Below are 17,075 nucleotides of genomic sequence, written 5' to 3'. Positions count from 1 at the left end.
GAGTAAACTTCATGAAAAAAATAGTAACTATAGTCTGTCTGTTCGTATTGGTTCTCATTGGGGGTGGTTGTCATTCAAAAGATCAATCATCACACGCTCAGAAAAAACATGAAATTATCATGGGGGTAACTGGAGGACCGTATAACGATTTATTTGATGATGCGATTGCACCTATATTAGAATCGGAAGGATATACGATTAAACGAATTGAATTTTCTCAATTTATCCAATCAAATACTGCCTTAGGTGAAGGAAAGATTGATGTAAACGTTGCTCAACACTCCGCTTATATGAATGTTTTCAATAAGGAGAATGGGACTGATTTAGTTCCTTTAGTTGCTACACCCTCTGTTCCGTGTAATTTGTACTCTTCCAAATATACAAGTAAAGAAGAGGTGAAAAAAGGAATGATGATTGGGATTCCCCAAGATCCGAGTAATGCAGCACGAGCCTATGCAGTTCTTGCTAAAGCTGGTTTTATTCAAGTTGATAAACAAGTGAAAAGTACTGACTTGACTGCAAAATCAATCACAAATAACCCCCATCAGTTAAATATCAAAGAGATGGACACGAACACTTTACCACACGTGTTGGATGACCTTGATTTTGAAGTCATACCTGGAAGCACAGTTGAAGATGCAGGAATTCGAGAACAACTTCATTTGATCGAGCTAGAAAAAATGGTGCCTGAATTACAAATCGTAGCTGCTGTGACAAAAGAAAATGAAAAAACGGATTGGGCAAAAGCAATTAAGAAAGCCTACCAATCAGAAAAATTCCGTACATATATCAATAGTCATAATAAAGATAATTACTGGATCATACCTGACATTTCTGAAACTGAGAATAGCAGCCAATAAAGGTATTACATATTAGCAATTGAAAGGAAGCACTGCGTTTTTACTTAAAACACGTTTTGCTTGTTCGTAGAAGCGGAGACAATTTTTTTCTTATTTTGATTTTTTAGACAAGACTGATTACTTTTTTAGTCTTGTCTTTTTTTGCTATTTAATGATTGATTTGTTCAAAAATGACAGAACAACTTTACTTGTGTATACTTAAACTAAAGTGATTTTTATTCAAGAAAGGAAATAAATTTTATGAAAACTAATGTTATTTTTTGTGGTCTATTCTCATTACTATTATTAGCAGGTTGTCAATCGAATCAGTCCACGCCAGAATCAACGCCAGCTCCAGCGACTACGTCAACAAGTACTGGTCAACAAACAACTTCTTCAACCGAAGCATCAAATCAAACAATGAATTCTGGGACGAATGCAACAAAAGAGATCAAAGTATCTGCACAAAAAGCGATTGAGTTGTTTCAAAAAGAATATCCAAATGCAGCGATTACCAGTTTAGAATTAGATAGTAGTTGGGGAAGTTTCTTTTATAAAATCGATGGTGTTGATGACCAAAATGAATACGAAATGAAGATCAATGCAGCAAACGAAGAAATCCAAAAACAAAATCCTGAGCGTTTAGATCAAGATGAACAAAATGGACAGAAGAAACAAGAAGATGCTTTGGACACAAGTAAACTTCTAAGTATTGAAGAAGCAGCGAAAATCGCTGAAAAACAAGCGGGTGGGGGAACAGCCACTGACTGGGATCTTAGTAAGGAACTTGGTACCACCTACTGGGAAGTGAAAGTGAAAAACGGCAATAAGAGTACTCAAGTGAAACTTAATAGTCAAACGGGAGAAGTTTTAGCAACTGAAAATGATGATTAATTGTCTTGATCCTATTTGCTTTTGCTTGACTTGATGATAAACTAGAAAAAATGATTCATCAAAGGAGAGAATGACTTGACCTTAGAAACGACTTTTTTTAATCATACTTTTGCTAACCCTTTTATGAATGCCTCCGGTGTTCATTGCATGACAACGACAGAACTAGTTGAATTGGAACAATCCAATGCTGGCGCTTTTATCACAAAGAGTTGTACACTGAATGAACGTGCTGGAAATCCAGAACCTCGTTATTTCGATGTACCTCTTGGAAGTATTAATTCAATGGGATTACCTAATCGTGGATTTGATTATTACTTAGATTATGCATTGAACTATGAAAAACAGCAGTCACAACCGCTCTTTTTCTCTATTGCAGGCATGAGTGCAGCAGAAAATTTGGAAATGTTGACAATGATTGAAAAGAGTGACTTTCAAGGAATCACTGAATTGAATCTTTCTTGTCCCAATGTTCCTGGCAAACCACAGTTAGCCTATGATTTTGAGGCGACGGAAGATTTATTGCAACAAGTTTTTGCCCGTTTCACCAAACCATTAGGAATCAAATTGCCCCCATATTTTGATTTGGCGCATTTTGATCAAATGGCTGAAATTTTGAATCAATTTCCTTTAACTTATGTAAATTCTATTAATAGTATCGGCAATGGTTTGTATATCGATCCTCAAAAAGAAGCAGTCGTGATTAAACCTAAAGAGGGTTTCGGTGGACTTGGTGGAGAATATGTGAAACCAACCGCTTTAGCGAACGTCCGTGCTTTTTATACTCGCTTGAAACCAGAGATCAAAATTATTGGTACTGGAGGCATTCGGAATGGACAGGATGCTTTTGAACATTTATTGTGTGGAGCAACTATGCTACAAATCGGTACCGAACTTCACAAAGAAGGACCGAAAATTTTTGATCGGATCACGAAAGAACTCGAACAGATCATGACAGAAAAAGGGTATCGAACCATCGATGAATTTAGAGGGAAACTAAAAACGATCTAATCGTTAACAATTCTCTAAGTGATAAAATAAAAGACAACAATAAAAAATAAGCCAAAGAATCCAAACATAGTTTCTCTTATTTTGGAAATCTTTGGCTTATTTTTATGCGATCCGGTGGTTTTAGAATAATAACTGGTGATTAGCTTTTAGTCTATTCGTTGGTTTGCCATGAATAGTACCTTAGCTATTAGGATTCAATAGGTGTATATAATTACTGATAATAGCACCACCGTTTCTAACATGAAGCGTAATCATTCTTTTTGTTTGTTGAATAGAAATATGAGAAAATGGCACAAAGGTATGACAAATAAAAGGAGGGATTTACTTGAAAGATGGCATGGAGATCGTGAAGGGTCTAAAAAAGAAGCAGTTCAGTTACAAGGAATTAGTCAAAGAGGTTAGCCAAAAAGTAGCAAAATTAAATCCAGAATTAAATGCGTTCGTTACTTTTGAAACAGATCAACCGATTAAAGATGAGGCACCAATTCTAAAGGATGAACAGCCTTTAAGCGGCTTACCTTTCCCGTTGAAAATGTTAGGACAGGAAAAGCAAGGTTGGTTAGCTACATCAGGCTCAAAGCTTTTTCAAACTCATCGCTCATCTAGAAATTCAAATTTTGTTTCGCAAGTTGAAAAAATTGGTCTTATCCCACTAGGGCAGACGAATGCACCAGAGTTTGGTTTTAAGAATATCACCGACCCACAACTTTATGGTCCAGCTAAAAATCCTTGGAATCTTGCGCATTCGCCAGGTGGTTCAAGTGGTGGGGCAGCAGCCGTTGTTGCTTCTGGTATTTTACCGATCGCTGGTGCTAGTGACGGTGGAGGATCAATTCGCATACCTGCTTCCTTTTGTGGTCTGATTGGGTTAAAACCTTCACGAGGAACGATGCCAGTTGGTCCTCATGCTTGGCGAGGTTGGCAAGGAGCAGCGATTGATTTTGGTTTGACCATTTCTATGAGAGACACCAAAGCTTTATTTGCAGGACTGCGAAGTATCCATTCAGGATCGCCTTATCAAGTTTCGCCAGCGGAATGGCAAGAGCATCCACCAAAAAAACGGTTGAAAATCGCTGTTTGCACAGAATCACCGATCCACACAAAAATCAGCGATGAAGCACGACAAGCAGTGACCAATGCGGTGACATTTTTAGCACAAGAAGGCCATGAAATCATTGAAATCAAATACCCTCTTGATGGAAGAGACTTGATCCAGTCTTATTACCAAATGAATGGAGCAGAAACAGCTAGTATGATTCACTCGATTGAATCTGGGTTAGGACGACCGGTTGCTCAAAATGAACTTGAACCGATTTCCTGGGTCCTGCTAGAGTATGGGAAGAAGGTTTCTGCAGCGAACTATATCCAGTCACTTCATGTTTGGGATCATGCAGCAATCACAATGGAAGACCTATTTCAAACTGTTGATCTATTTCTTTCGCCGACAACAGCATTTACTGCTCCAGAAATTTCCACTGATCTTCAAAGCGATGAAGTTCGGGCAAAAATGGCTGGAATCAACGAATACAACGAACAAGAAAGTTTAGCAGTTATCTCTGAAATGTTTGAGGAAAGTTTAAAGATCACGCCTTACACCCAACTGGCAAATTTGACGGGACAACCAGCAATCAGTTTGCCCACACATATTAGTGAGGAAGGTCTGCCTTTGGGTATCCAATTCATGGCTGCCAGAGGACGAGAAGACTTGCTCTTTCAAATTGGTGAAATCTTTGAAAATCATCAAAAATTCTATTTGCCTCCAAGTTATCAATAAAAAACAGCAAGTTAAAGATAAGCAGCTGGGTCTAAGAAAACTTTAGACCCAACTGCTTTTTTATCTGTTTGTTAGCTATCTCGTGACTATGTTTTGTCACACTCTTTCAACCGAATCAAAGGGAACAAAAACCAATTCTAAATTTTTTTAAGTAAACGATTCAAATAATAATTAACGATAGATTTTTTATTCGATCTAAGGTAGAATGGGAAGGCGAAAATATGTTCGGAGGTGGAGAGATTGAAAACTCCTTTAACGATCGAGATGGAAACTTCTCTTTATCAATACTGTATCGAACAAGGGGGCATTGTCGTAGAAGAGGTGACCATGCCTGACGACCATGGTATCGTGGATACATTAAGTTGTCTTACAAAGTTTGATGGTACAAGAGAGTGGCGTTGCTATGAGTTGAAAGTATCAAAAGCGGACTTTCGTTCCACTGCAAAATTATCGTTTGTTGGGAATTACAATTATTTTGTATTACCTCAAACACTTTTTGATGAAGTCAAAGCTGAAATCCCCACTGGTATCGGTGTTTTAGTTTATCGACCTTACGGGATAGCAGAAGAGATGCCAGCTTCTGGTACATTCATTATTGCTAAAAAAGCAATGAAGCAACCGTTAGCAGTGGCAGAAGAGGCGCTGCTCAACCGTTTTATGGCTTCATTATTTAGAGAAGTAAGAAAAGCCAAACAGATGGAACGAGGCGTCAAATATTTTCCAACTGATCAGTTGTATAAAGAATTAAAAAAACGTTCAGATTCTCAAGATCCATTTGCCAAAGAGCGTTACTACGAACGCTTTATTGAAGAAACAGAAAATCAAGCGATCCAAGATTTACAAGCAGAAATCAGCGCTTTACAGCAAGACTATGAGAATCTGCGACAAAAGCAGCAAGTTAGACGCTTGCCAACAGAGCCATTGGAGTGAATAAGTATGTACTATCCTTATTTGAGAGGGAAACAGTTTGATCTTTTAGCATTAAAAGAAATGATTCAACAGAATCTATTATCTAAAAAGGTGGTTCCCATCATCGAACCAGTTCGTGATTCAGCTACCTTTAAAAACGTTGTCGAGTTATTCCAAAAAGTAAATCACCCGCTGATCATCATCGATAATCCCCAAGTGGGTCAGTTCAAACTTTTTGATGAACATTTACATTTATGGGAAGAAAAAGAAAATAGTTCCATTCAACATGCAATGATCATCACGTCCGATAATTACCAACAGATCATGGAGCAACCACCTAAATTGATCATTTTTGATGGACAACATCAGCCTCGTGATCCAAAAATATGGAAAGAACTTTCAAAAATGGATACTTATTTTTTGTTACCAGACCATAGTCGGTTCCATATCTGGTTACCAGAAAACAAAATCATCATAAAAGAAGCCTTTAAACCAAGAAAACACGTAGAAGATTATAGCGAAAAAATAGATGATTTTTTTAGCGACGACTATTTGTTTTTTAAAGAAGAGGGGAATCATGGCTTTTCAGATTTTACGATTGAAGGAAGGCGCTATTTTGATAAAGGTTTTCCTAGTCGGGCATTGGCACTTCATCTTACCTATGTTGATGCATATGGTAATCTCAGAGTAAAACATTTTATTTCTGATACGAACGATTCAGCTAAGGATCAAGCACTAAAGTTTTTTGAAGCTGTTGAAAAAATGCAACAGTGGGTATTGAGGAACCAAGATCAACTGTTGATTACAACGGGTATATTAGCCCTGCTTTCTTTGAAACAACAAAAAAAATTTCCTGGTTTAGGTGTATTGAAAAAATGGACATTGGTCCATCATTTAGAACTGCTCAGTTTATTATTAGACCAGCCGACTAATTGGTTACGCATGTATTCTAAAGTAGAAGAATTACATTCGCTGATTTGTGGTATTGGACATACAGAACGACAAAAATTGGTTTGATTCCCCTCACTAGTTTATGTTTTGAAGCTAGTGAGAGATTTTTTTGCTAATCAATCCTGTTTATCAAAATAAGATCATTCTTTGAGCATTTTTATTTGTCGCTTAAATTGGTTTTTGGTGGCTTCTAACCCTTCATTATTTGCTAAAACAATGAGGTTTGGTAGTTTTTTTAACTCATCTAATTCCTTCGTGTCTTGCTCAAAAAGAGCGAGCCTTTTTTTGATTTGATCCGGAGCATCTCCACGTTGTTCTAAACGCTGCTTCAATTTGTTTTTAGCGATAGTCACAAATACTGGTTGGATCTGTTCCCCAAATGCATGGAAGAGTGCCCAAAAACCAGCAGCTGTTAAAATCGTATAACAATCACCATTTTTCAACTTTTGAGCAATCTTCCTCTTAGTTGAACCATATTTATGTCCCGCATATTCATCCCATTCCACAAATGCCTGTTCAGTGATCAACTGTTCAAATTTGTCTTCAGAGAGAAAATAGTAATCTTTTTGATCGGTTTCACCTTTTCGAGGAGGACGAGTCGTCGAAGTGACAATTTTTTCTTTTGGTTCAAAAAGAGCATTAGCAATGGAAGTTTTTCCTGAACCAGAAGGACCAATAAATACATAACATTTGTTCATCATGAATCTCCTTTAACCCTTTATTTCTTTTATTAAACGATACACGAGAAAGTTTCTTTTAGCAATTGTTCTTTTCGCATAGATATTCCAGGTGGACGACAATAAATTTTGTCTTATAAAAAACACTCTCTTGAGTCTTTAGAAAATCGTCTAAAGAGCAAAGAGAGTGTTTTAAATATACAGTTCAATTAAATTTAATCATTTAGACTAGTAAACCAGTGACGATCGCACTTAAAAAGCTGACTAATGTGGCAGTCAACAAGATTTTTAATCCATGTTTCGCAACTAAGTTTCCTTTTTCTTCATTTAGACCTTTCATAGCACCCGAAATGATTCCAATGGAAGAGAAGTTAGCAAAAGATACTAAAAAGACAGATAGAATAGCTGTTGTACGTTCAGTAAAATGCAGGTTCCCAATAGCTAGTTCTGTCATCGCAACAAATTCATTTGTCACAAGTTTCGTCGCCATGATACTACCCGCATCCACAGCTTCTTTCCAAGGAATCCCGCTGATAAATGCTAGTGGAGCAAAGATGTAACCAAGAATTTCTTGGAAAGAGATCCCAAAGATTCCACTAAAAATGGCATTGATCATAGCAATAAGAGCAACGAATCCAATCAACATAGCAGCAACTGTAATCGCTACATGAAAGCCGTCAAGAATATATTCTCCAAGCATTTGGAAGAAAGTTTGTTCTTTGTTTTCTTCAATGATCAACTCATCTTCTTTTTCTTCTAATTCATAGGGATTAACGATGGAGGCCAAGATATACCCACCGAATAAGTTCAATACCAGCGCAGTAATTACATATTTAGAATCGATCAACGCCATATAAGAACCTACGATCGACATCGAAACAGTCGACATGGCAGAAACGCTCATGGTAAATAAACGTTTTTCAGATAAGAAAGGCAATTCTTTTTTTATTGAAATAAAAACTTCAGATTGACCTAGTATTGCTGAAGCAACACCGTTGTAAGATTCTAATTTCCCCATACCATTGATTTTACTTAACCCCAATCCAACTGCCTTCATGAATAATGGCAAGATCTTGATATAACGCAAAATCCCGATGATGGCAGAAATAAAAACAATCGGCATCAAAACATTTAAGAAAAACGGCGCACTGCCTTTATTAGCTACCCCAGCAAAAACGAAATTGACTCCTTCACCTGCAAACGCCAGTAAATGATCGAATACTTTCGCTAACATGGAAACGACTGCTGTACCAAAAGTCGTTCGTAACAAAATAAAACCAAAAATAAATTGCAACACGATCATCAATAGTAAAGGTTTTACTTTGATGGCTTTCTTGTTGGTACTAATCAAAAAAGCAAGGCTAAAAATAAAAAGTAATCCAATAATTCCTAAAATCTGACTCAAACTATCACTCCTAATCAAAATTCCGTTTAATTTTACACGTTTTATCGTTAAAATACTAATTTTTTGCTAAGATTATCATCGCTTTTTTAGACTGAAACGCATACATTTCAATTGAAACGGATACAACAAAATAAAACTCTTAAAAGATTATCAGTTGCACTTTTTCAGGTGCAATTTAAATAAAATCTTTTAATAGTTTATTCAGCTATTTGTTTATAAAGAAACAATGCTTATTGATAAAATAAATTTTCCGATGGATAGAAGGGAGCACTTGTGATATCAATACCTAATTGTTTCAACGTTTGTTCATCATTTTTATTGACGATGACTGTCGAGTGAGCTTGAGCACCATCTAATTCAGCAAGTTTGTCATAAGCTACTTGAGCGATAGGGTTGGTTACCGCACTGATTGAAAGAGCAATCAGCACTTCATTTAAGCTCAGTGTATCAACGGAAGAATGCAGTGCAGCAGACTTCATCCCTTGAATCCGTTCTAGAACAAGTGGCGACAACAATGGAATATTATCTGAGATATGTGCCAAATGTTTGATCGCATTTAAAATGACGGCAGCAGAAGCATTCATTAAAGAACTGGTTCGTCCTGTAATGATCACTTCATCAGGTAACTGGATCGCGATCACCGCAGAAGGATCGTTGCTGTCATTTTGAACAGTTTTTGCATACTCATGAGCAGGCAATACCACTTGACGGTCTTCAGGTTGAAGACCTACTTCTTCCATGATCAATTTAATTCGATTTACTGCTTCCTCATCGATCAATCCTTTTTTGAAATCACACTCTGTTTGGAAATAGCGGCGGATGATTTCTTGTCGAGAAGCTTCTTGCACAACTGCATCATCAACGATTCCGAATCCCACACGATTCACACCCATATCGGTAGGGGATTGATAGATTGATTCTTTACCAGTGATTTTTTCAATGATCCGTTTGATTACTGGAAAGGTTTCAACATCTCGATTATAGTTTACAGCAACCTTGCCATAGGCATCATAATGGAAGGAATCGATCATATTGACATCTTTTAAATCCACAGTGGCAGCTTCATAGGCAATGTTTAGTGGATGTTTCAATGGGACATTCCAAACAGGGAAGGTCTCAAATTTTGAATAACCTGCTGATTGTCCTTTTTGGCTTTCATGATAAAGCTGATTCAAACATGTTGCTAGTTTGCCACTACCAGGTCCAGGAGCAGTAACAACAACGATTGGCTTACTGGTCTCAATATATTCATTTTTGCCAAAGCCGTTTTCAGAAACGATTTTTTCAACATTAATTGGATAATCTTCAATTTCTGAATGTTTGTAGACTTTGATATCACGTCTTTCTAATTTATTGACGAAGACATTCGTAGCTGGCTGACCATTGTAACGAGTAATGACGACACTATTGATAGATAATCCGTAGCCACGCATTTCGTCGATCAAGCGTAAAATATCCATGTCATAAGTGATACCATAATCCCCACGAATTTTATTACGTTCAATGTCTCCAGCGTAGACGCAAATCAAGATTTCTGCTTGGTCTTTTAATTTTTGTAACAATTTGATTTTTGCATCTTCTTCAAAGCCAGGCAAAACACGTTTGGCATGCTTGTCATCGACCAATTTGCCTCCAAATTCTAAATATAATTTGTCATAGTGATTCACTCGTTCAAGGATATATGCTGATTGTTCTTCGATATATTTCTCTGAATCAAAACCGATTTTTTTCACGAGATTCCCTCCTTAAGTACTAAAGCATTTTTTCATTTTTTTTGATTTTCGTCAACTAGTAACTAACACCGGATTAAAACAACAGATAAAATCTCAAATCTGGCTTGTTTCATCTTAAATTCATTGGTATGATAGTTTTGATAAGGAAGGTGTCACATGAAAAAAAGACAGAAAAAGAAAAACGCATATAAACAATATATCCGTTCGATTTTTACCGGTTATGAAAAAATGCTCGAAAATACTGATTTAGAAGAGATGAAGTTTACTTATTTGAATGAAGAAACACTATTATCTCGTGATGAAAATCAGCGCATTCACTTCACAACCAGAGATCTGCCTCAAAAATAAAAAAATTACTGAGTGAAAAAGAGTGGGGGGATCTGTAGTAACCCCCAAAAGTTAGAATCTAACTTTTGGAGGTCGCTTCAATCCTCTTTCCACTCTTTTGTTTTACTCTCGATACGTAAGATTATTCAATAGTGAAAGTACAATAACCAGACCTTATCAAAACGGTGGATAATCAATGAATATTGATTAAAAGATACATAGAGGAGGAAGCCCTTTGTAACATTTTTTTCTATAAAATGGTACTATTAAATTATCAATTCAATAGTAAGTAAACTCAACCTATTGTGCTTCTGTCCAAGAAAGTGGATAACTGTGAGGAGGTAATCAAAATGAAAGAAACACCACAAGAAAATAACGAAGAAATCATCATTCAGCAAGAAGATGACACTACTTTTTTTGATATCAAAGAAAAAGCTAGCACGAATCTATCTCAACTGTTAGAGGATTTACAAGCATTTGAAAGAGCTGTTCGTGAAGAAAACATTCCAGAAATCTATCAACTGTATAATGGTCATTTAAATGAGGAATTGAAAAAAAGTTCGAATGAAAACCATGAAATCGATCAGCTATTAATGCGGAAAATCCATGATCGCTTTATTCAAGAATTTCCATTTATGGAGCTAGTCGAAAAGATTTCTCCTACGATGAGTTATTACAAGATCGGTACGTATTATCACGAAAGGCCAACAATTGGCATCGATGCTAGTCTACCGGAAATTTTCGTTTTGCCCCAAATTGACGAAGAGTGGGGCACCTATGCAAACCAAGAACCGGATGACTACAGTCAACAAATTAACGAACTTGATGCTAAAGTCATCACTGCAAAAGCCGAGATCGATCGTCTGGATGAAGAATTAAAAGAAGTGGATCGCCAAATCTCTGATCTGGATGACACTAAAGGATTCTTAAATCGGAAAAAAATTGATGAAGAAATCCAAGAACTAAAAAAACAAAAACAAGCATTATCGAATGAAAAATTAGGCTGGATGCCTTATCTTGAAGCACCTGAAAAAATCCAAAATCAAAAAGCTGCTTTACTTAACGAAGCAAAAGCGAATCAATTACGTGCAGCGATCGTTGAAAAAGAACAACGACAAATCAATCGCTACTTCGGTGGGATAGAAGGGTTCAGTCAATCCATCCATCATTTCCTAATGAATTACTTAGGTAATGTTGATCCACATGAAAACCCAGAAGTATCGATGCAAGAGGGAGGGGTAGAGTAATGAATGAGCATGAAGAGTTAGAAAAAAATGAAGAGCTGGAAGCACAATCGTTAGCAGAAACGACTGTGACGGAAGAAGCAATAGAAACAGATCCTGAAAACTCCAGCAATCACTCTGCTTCTGAAGATGATTTGCTTGATGAAAATGAACAGGTCACTTCTGAACAATTAGAGGCAATTGAATCCAGCCATCCACATGAAGCGAGGGAAAATCAAGTCTATTTAGAAACAAAAGAAAAAGACCATCAAGACATTGTTCTTTTGATTGAAACAGCAGAGGCAGAATTAGCGGATTTACGCTTACGGAAATATCTACTTGAATCGGACTTTTCACAATTATTAGATGCTTTTGAACGCTATATCTTAAAAGCAGAACCTATTTCCCCGATTGGTAAGACAAGTTTGATCGAATACTTTACTTATGAGTTGCTAAAACCTTTAAATGATATTGGTTTGAAATTCTCTAATACCACTTATGATACTTGGGAAACACGACATTTTTCGATCAACTATCGTTTGAATGATTCCAATCAATTAGTATTTTCTTTTGTTCTTCCGACGATTGATCAACGATACCAAGTGGAATCACTCAACTTATTGGAAGTGTCACCAGAAACGATGGAAATCACGGTTCAGGATGACCGTGTGTTATCTTTGATTCGTTATTGGTCTGTTGAACGGGTATTCTCTGCTGGTCAACTGACTATTTTCAATCATAAGTTCAACCAAATATTAGCTCATGCACGTCACTTAGGTTTCTTAGTCAAGCAAACCTTACTAGATAACACCCAACCGTTACATCTGAATCTTCAAAGTCAATTTGAATTGACTGACCAAGTACTAGATGACATCTTTATCGTAGCGATGAAAAATCCTCAATATGATTTTGAAAAAATTGGAGAAGAAAAATACCAAGTTCTATTAGATAAAGGACAATCCATGATCATTTCCAAAAATCAGAAAAACCAAACAATGCTTGAAGTTTCTTCTGGGGAGTACCATCGATCAGTGATTGATTTCTTTATCAATTACGAATTTTTGGTTCCTTTGATGGTTCGAAAGGCTTAGACAGGATATAAACGTGTGGCAATCCTTAGAGAGATTGTCGCATGTTTTTTGTTCCGTCTGCAGGCAATAGATCACACGGTTCTTCCGAGAGATAGTTAACTGAGAAACTGTTGAGAAGAAAAGAAAGAAGGAAATAAGATGGAAAATTTTAAAAAGAGCGGGATGTTCTCTGTGATTGCTGCATTAGGTGCGAATATTTTAGTTGCAATCAGTAAATTTGTCGGTTATGCCATTAGTGGAAGTGCGGCAATGCTGAATGAAAGTATTCATAGTATCGTCGATTGCAGCAATCAAATCCTTTTGCTTTTTGGGGATAAACGAGCGAATAGAGGGCAAAGCGAATTACACCAATTTGGCGAAGGAAGAGCAAAATATTTTTTTAGCACAATTGTGGCAACCATGCTCTTTTTTGGTGGGGGAGCTTTGGGAGTCATGGAAGCTTTTGAAAAATTGACCCATCCTGCGCATGAAGTTGATAACTCATTGATCGTTATCATTATTTTAATTTTTGGATTAGCCATTGAAGGAACGTCATTACGTATCGCTATGAAAGAAATCCATGAGTTGAATACCGAAAAATTATCATTGATGAAATTTTTGAGAGAAAGTCGTCACAGTGAAATTTTGATCATCTTTACTGAAGATTTTTGTGCTGTGATCGGACTCATTCTTGCTTTATTAGGAACAGTCTTGACGATGGTAACAGGAATTGCGGCGTTTGATGCGATTAGCGGCCTATTGATCGGATTATTGTTGATGGGAGCTGCCATTTTCTTAGCAAAAGAATTTTATAGTTTGATTGTTGGTGAAAGTGTGACAACGAGTGACTTGATTAAAATCAAGCAAGCCTTTGAGCGTCCGGAAGTCTCTCGTTTGATCGATGTAAAGACCGTTCATCTGAGCCCAACTGAGGTATTGGTAGCTGCTAAAATCGATATCTTTGATCACCCAGAGAATGAATCGTATGCAATCATCAATAACATTGAAGAAACGATTCGTCAGTCTTTAAATGATAAAAAAGTTTATATTTATATTGAAACTGATAAATATGACCCTAATTATCGAAGATGACCATGCTGATTCTTCAGCAAAACAATGCTTTTATGTTGCATAAAAATAACTTGTTTATGATTTAAAATTTCAATATTCAAGCTTAAAATGAGAAAAATATAATATTGTTTTTAGATAAAACGGCTACAATTTCGTTTTTTTATGTTACAATGAGTCCGCTGTTTATTTGTTGTAATTGAAGGAGACATTTTGATGAATAAAAAGAAAAGTGCGCCATGGCTTCAGGCTTTGCACGCAGTAATGCCACTTTGCTTAAGTTATATACCAGTTGGGTTAGCTTGTGGTGTCTTATTGCAAAAAGTGGGTTTTGATCCAATCTTAACCGGTCTGTTGTCCATATTAGTATTTTCTGGTGGAGCGCAATTTTTAGTTGCTTCGATGCTAACAACTCAAGCATCTTTTGCAACGACACTTTTGATGGTATTTTTCTTGGAATTACGTTACACATTGTTAGGGTCGAGTCTTTCAGGTTTTATGAAGAAAGAAAAGAGACTATTCTTGGCGGTATTTTCACAATCGTTAAATGATGAAAATTATGCGGTTAATTATCTTAAATATTCAACTGATCCTACATGGAATAAGCGTAAAGCTTTATATGTAAATTGGTTTTCGATGGCTTCTTGGACAGGTAGTAACATGATTGGAAACATGTTTGGTTCTGTTATCCATGTAGATGCTGATCTCGTTCACTTTGCACTGACTGCGATGTTTATCTTCATGTTTGTCATGCAAATGAAAAATAAGCTGCTCATTTTTACAGGATTGTTTTCTGGTGTATTAGGCGTTACTTTCATGGTCATGTTCCAAAATACATTAGGTTTAATTGCTGCGACGGTGATCGCCTCTTTTGCAGGGTTTGCTTTAGAGAAAGCTTTCAAAAAAGAGAAGGCAAAAAAATTAAAACGATTAAAAAACCGTGGCAAACATGTCAATGAACCACTATTCAACTTCCCAGAACAGGAGAGTCAACATCATGACTAAGACGTATCTTATTCTTTTAGTACTTAGTTTATTCGTGGTAGCTTATGTGCCACGACTATTCCCGATGCTCTATTTTACCCATCGGAAAGTCCCTTCATGGTTTAGTGAATGGATGAAATATGTGCCAGTGGCGCTATTCGCAGCTTTAGCATTCAAGGATGTCTTTATTACCCATGAACATTTAGCCATTGCTTGGAACATAAAAATCTTAGCTATGGTTCTCGTAGTTGGCGTGGCGTATAAAACTCATTCTATGGCATTATCAGTAGTAACTGGACTTGCTTCGGTATTTTTGCTGTCGATGTTTTAAACAGTTCCAAAATTTTGCCTTCTCTTAGTTTTAGAGAATGGCTTTTTTTTTTTGCCTTTTTTATTAAAATTTTAAGGATGATTTGTCCTTCTTTGAATTTTTGCTATAATGGGAAAGGTATTGATTTAAATATAGATAGTTGAGGAAAATTTAATGAATAAAAAATTGATGCAAGGAACATTTTGGTTAACCTTTGCTAATTTGCTTTGTAAGGTATTAGGTGTTGTTTACTTGATCCCATGGCTAAGTATGATGGGGAACAATCAAGAAGGAATGTTAGCGACCACTTTATACAATGTAGGTTATTTACCTTATGGCTTGTTCCTGATGCTGGGAACAGTTGGGTTTCCTAATGCGATTGCTAAAAAAGTCGCTGTAGCAACGAAAGAAAATGATGAACAGGGCTGTCGAACGATTTTTCGCAGTACCATCAATATCATGTTTGTCATTGGAATCATTTCTGCTGTGCTGATGTATCTTTTTGCCCCGATGCTTGCAGGAATCAGCCCAATTGCAAATGTAAATAATGGGATCTTAGCAATTCGTAGTTTGTGTCCGTCATTGATCGCCATTCCAGTTCTTAGTGCAATGAGAGGTTATTTTCAAGGGAAAAACAATCTGAGACCTTATGGGACCTCACTAATCATTGAACAAGCGGTTCGTGTCCTGGTCATTTTAGCAGGAACGTTTTACTTACGCGTCTTGACCGATGGAACGATTTTAGAAGCTGTTCTGATCAGTACAGTGGCATCCTTCTTTGGTGGGTTAGCAGCAATTATCCATATGTATTTCGTTGGAATAAAAAATGATTATTTCAAATTAAAAGATTTCTTGATCTCTAGTCGCTATTTCAAGCATGAAAATCGGGCAGAGTCGGTATCGATCATTCGTGAAACTTTACCTTTCATCTTTGTGGGATCTGTTATTACCATCGTGCAAATGATTGACCAAGTGACGATGAAGCCGTTGTTGCATTTTTTCAGACCTGAAATCACGAATCAACAATTGGAATTTTTATTTAGTCGAGCGTCAGTTAATCCCAACAAGTTGACATTGATCTTGATTTCTATGGTTGGTACAGTCGCAATCAGTAGTTTGCCGATTTTAAGTACTTTGAGAAAAAAAGATCGTTTGCAAATTGAAAAGACAGTAGGAGATAGTTTTTCAATTGCTGTCTTGATTTTACTTCCTTCTCTTGCGGGGATGTCATTATTGGCGGGTCCATTGTATACCTTATTTTTTGGATATGATCCTGATAGTGTCGGCTATTTCCAATTTGCCTTACTCGCTTCATTATTCTTTTCATTGTTCACGATTCTTTCGACGATGTTACAATCACTTAGCCATCATATGATTGCGATTCGGCTGACCGTTGAAGCGATTATTTTGAAAATTGTCTTTCAAGTGATCGGATTAGCACTATTTGGCGGTTATGGTATGAGTTTTTCAAACACAATGGCTTTTGCGATCGTGTTTATCAGAGGTTATTTCTATATGTGTAAAGAGTATCGAATCGCACCTCTAGCTAAAATCAGATTTTTCTTTCTTAAAACATTCCGTTCAACCTTGTTGATGCTGGTTCTTTGTTCGATTGTATTTATCCTATTGAACCTCCAATTGACGATGACGTCGAAAGCCCATGCTGTTGTTTATTGTGTTGGCCTTGGTGGAATAGGTGGGCTGACATTTCTCTTTGCTCAATTTGGCAGAAATGGGCTCCAATTACTTAAAAACTTCCAGCATCGGCATCACTCAACCAAAAATTAGGAACAACATCCAGTTCATGATAATTTTTTAAAGCTACAGAAAGTGAGAGGGACGTGATTGTTTCTCTCACTTTTTGAGTGAGAGGTTCAAATGTCATCTTTCTTATGATATAGTT

Annotated in this window: 16 protein-coding genes; 13 read left to right on the top strand and 3 right to left on the bottom strand. The window is 36.7% G+C overall.

Going from position 1 to position 17,075, the window contains the following annotated elements; translation table 11 throughout:
• The first annotated feature begins 11 nt into the window (after positions 1 to 11).
• From IGJ23_RS06760 to IGJ23_RS06735, 6 genes are all read left to right on the top strand, one after another.
• Positions 12 to 860 (top strand): MetQ/NlpA family ABC transporter substrate-binding protein, encoded by an 849-nt coding sequence (locus IGJ23_RS06760; protein WP_438774732.1) that lies wholly within the window; start codon positions 12 to 14, stop codon positions 858 to 860.
• 240 nt (positions 861 to 1,100) lie between these two features.
• Positions 1,101 to 1,733 carry a PepSY domain-containing protein gene (locus IGJ23_RS06755; RefSeq protein ID WP_081127594.1) on the top strand — a complete coding sequence of 211 codons (633 nt, stop codon included), beginning with the start codon at positions 1,101 to 1,103 and terminating at the stop codon, positions 1,731 to 1,733.
• Between the two features lie 75 nt (positions 1,734 to 1,808).
• On the top strand, positions 1,809 to 2,741 hold the full coding sequence (locus IGJ23_RS06750) for a dihydroorotate oxidase (RefSeq protein ID WP_438774731.1): 933 nt from the start codon (positions 1,809 to 1,811) through the stop codon (positions 2,739 to 2,741).
• 325 nt (positions 2,742 to 3,066) lie between these two features.
• The gene (locus IGJ23_RS06745; protein WP_438774730.1) at positions 3,067 to 4,515 is read left to right on the top strand and encodes an amidase; all 1,449 of its coding nucleotides are present in this window, start codon (positions 3,067 to 3,069) and stop codon (positions 4,513 to 4,515) included.
• A 240-nt stretch (positions 4,516 to 4,755) separates the two neighbouring features.
• Positions 4,756 to 5,445: a hypothetical protein gene (locus tag IGJ23_RS06740; protein WP_010719148.1), complete on the top strand. Its 690-nt coding sequence runs from the start codon at positions 4,756 to 4,758 to the stop codon at positions 5,443 to 5,445.
• Positions 5,446 to 5,451: 6 nt separating this feature from the next.
• Positions 5,452 to 6,441, top strand: a complete 990-nt coding sequence (locus tag IGJ23_RS06735) for a sce7725 family protein (protein ID WP_438774728.1) — start codon at positions 5,452 to 5,454, stop codon at positions 6,439 to 6,441.
• Between the two features lie 74 nt (positions 6,442 to 6,515).
• Here the strand turns inward: IGJ23_RS06735 and IGJ23_RS06730 are convergent, their stop codons facing one another.
• From IGJ23_RS06730 to IGJ23_RS06720, 3 genes are all read right to left on the bottom strand, one after another.
• A complete protein-coding gene (locus IGJ23_RS06730; protein WP_438774727.1) occupies positions 6,516 to 7,073 on the bottom strand; it encodes a guanylate kinase in 558 nt (185 codons plus the stop codon).
• A 202-nt stretch (positions 7,074 to 7,275) separates the two neighbouring features.
• Positions 7,276 to 8,457 carry a NupC/NupG family nucleoside CNT transporter gene (locus IGJ23_RS06725; RefSeq protein ID WP_438774726.1) on the bottom strand — a complete coding sequence of 394 codons (1,182 nt, stop codon included), beginning with the start codon at positions 8,455 to 8,457 and terminating at the stop codon, positions 7,276 to 7,278.
• Between the two features lie 230 nt (positions 8,458 to 8,687).
• The gene (locus IGJ23_RS06720; protein ID WP_438774725.1) at positions 8,688 to 10,190 is read right to left on the bottom strand and encodes a DUF1846 domain-containing protein; all 1,503 of its coding nucleotides are present in this window, start codon (positions 10,188 to 10,190) and stop codon (positions 8,688 to 8,690) included.
• Positions 10,191 to 10,346: 156 nt separating this feature from the next.
• Between IGJ23_RS06720 and IGJ23_RS06715 the strand changes: the two genes are divergently transcribed.
• The 7 genes from IGJ23_RS06715 (at position 10,347) to IGJ23_RS06685 (ending at position 16,960) form a co-directional block, all read left to right on the top strand.
• Positions 10,347 to 10,538 (top strand): hypothetical protein, encoded by a 192-nt coding sequence (locus IGJ23_RS06715; protein ID WP_010719153.1) that lies wholly within the window; start codon positions 10,347 to 10,349, stop codon positions 10,536 to 10,538.
• A gap of 329 nt (positions 10,539 to 10,867) precedes the next feature.
• Positions 10,868 to 11,764, top strand: coding sequence for a viral A-type inclusion protein (locus IGJ23_RS06710; RefSeq protein WP_438774724.1), 897 nt, complete (start codon positions 10,868 to 10,870; stop codon positions 11,762 to 11,764).
• A complete protein-coding gene (locus IGJ23_RS06705) occupies positions 11,764 to 12,831 on the top strand; it encodes a hypothetical protein (RefSeq protein WP_010737581.1) in 1,068 nt (355 codons plus the stop codon). Before IGJ23_RS06710 ends, IGJ23_RS06705 begins: the two co-directional genes overlap by 1 nt.
• 138 nt (positions 12,832 to 12,969) lie before the next feature.
• A complete protein-coding gene (locus IGJ23_RS06700; RefSeq protein ID WP_010737580.1) occupies positions 12,970 to 13,902 on the top strand; it encodes a cation diffusion facilitator family transporter in 933 nt (310 codons plus the stop codon).
• A 192-nt stretch (positions 13,903 to 14,094) separates the two neighbouring features.
• Entirely contained in the window at positions 14,095 to 14,883 is a 789-nt protein-coding gene (locus tag IGJ23_RS06695; protein ID WP_010719157.1) for an AzlC family ABC transporter permease, read from the top strand.
• On the top strand, positions 14,876 to 15,193 hold the full coding sequence (locus IGJ23_RS06690) for an AzlD domain-containing protein (RefSeq protein ID WP_010737579.1): 318 nt from the start codon (positions 14,876 to 14,878) through the stop codon (positions 15,191 to 15,193). Before IGJ23_RS06695 ends, IGJ23_RS06690 begins: the two co-directional genes overlap by 8 nt.
• Positions 15,194 to 15,346: 153 nt before the next feature.
• Positions 15,347 to 16,960 (top strand): polysaccharide biosynthesis protein, encoded by a 1,614-nt coding sequence (locus IGJ23_RS06685; RefSeq protein WP_010737578.1) that lies wholly within the window; start codon positions 15,347 to 15,349, stop codon positions 16,958 to 16,960.
• Positions 16,961 to 17,075: the final 115 nt, after the last annotated feature.

The organism is Enterococcus sp. DIV1682a, assembly GCF_051711005.1.
Taxonomy (GTDB): Bacteria; Bacillota; Bacilli; order Lactobacillales; family Enterococcaceae; genus Enterococcus_B; species Enterococcus_B hirae.
Note: the sequence above shows the minus strand (reverse complement) of the source record. Positions and strands in the feature narration are given on the sequence as shown.

Bases quoted from the DNA above. Each gene is read 5' to 3' on its own strand.
- IGJ23_RS06730 (WP_438774727.1), bottom strand. From the start codon at position 7,073: ATGAACAAATGTTATGTATTTATTGGTCCTTCTGGTTCAGGAAAAACT.
- IGJ23_RS06700 (WP_010737580.1), top strand. From the start codon at position 12,970: ATGGAAAATTTTAAAAAGAGCGGGATGTTCTCTGTGATTGCTGCATTA.
- IGJ23_RS06735 (WP_438774728.1), top strand. From the start codon at position 5,452: ATGTACTATCCTTATTTGAGAGGGAAACAGTTTGATCTTTTAGCATTA.
- IGJ23_RS06755 (WP_081127594.1), top strand. From the start codon at position 1,101: ATGAAAACTAATGTTATTTTTTGTGGTCTATTCTCATTACTATTATTA.
- IGJ23_RS06685 (WP_010737578.1), top strand. From the start codon at position 15,347: ATGAATAAAAAATTGATGCAAGGAACATTTTGGTTAACCTTTGCTAAT.
- IGJ23_RS06705 (WP_010737581.1), top strand. From the start codon at position 11,764: ATGAATGAGCATGAAGAGTTAGAAAAAAATGAAGAGCTGGAAGCACAA.
- IGJ23_RS06715 (WP_010719153.1), top strand. From the start codon at position 10,347: ATGAAAAAAAGACAGAAAAAGAAAAACGCATATAAACAATATATCCGT.
- IGJ23_RS06710 (WP_438774724.1), top strand. From the start codon at position 10,868: ATGAAAGAAACACCACAAGAAAATAACGAAGAAATCATCATTCAGCAA.
- IGJ23_RS06695 (WP_010719157.1), top strand. From the start codon at position 14,095: ATGAATAAAAAGAAAAGTGCGCCATGGCTTCAGGCTTTGCACGCAGTA.
- IGJ23_RS06690 (WP_010737579.1), top strand. From the start codon at position 14,876: ATGACTAAGACGTATCTTATTCTTTTAGTACTTAGTTTATTCGTGGTA.
- IGJ23_RS06760 (WP_438774732.1), top strand. From the start codon at position 12: ATGAAAAAAATAGTAACTATAGTCTGTCTGTTCGTATTGGTTCTCATT.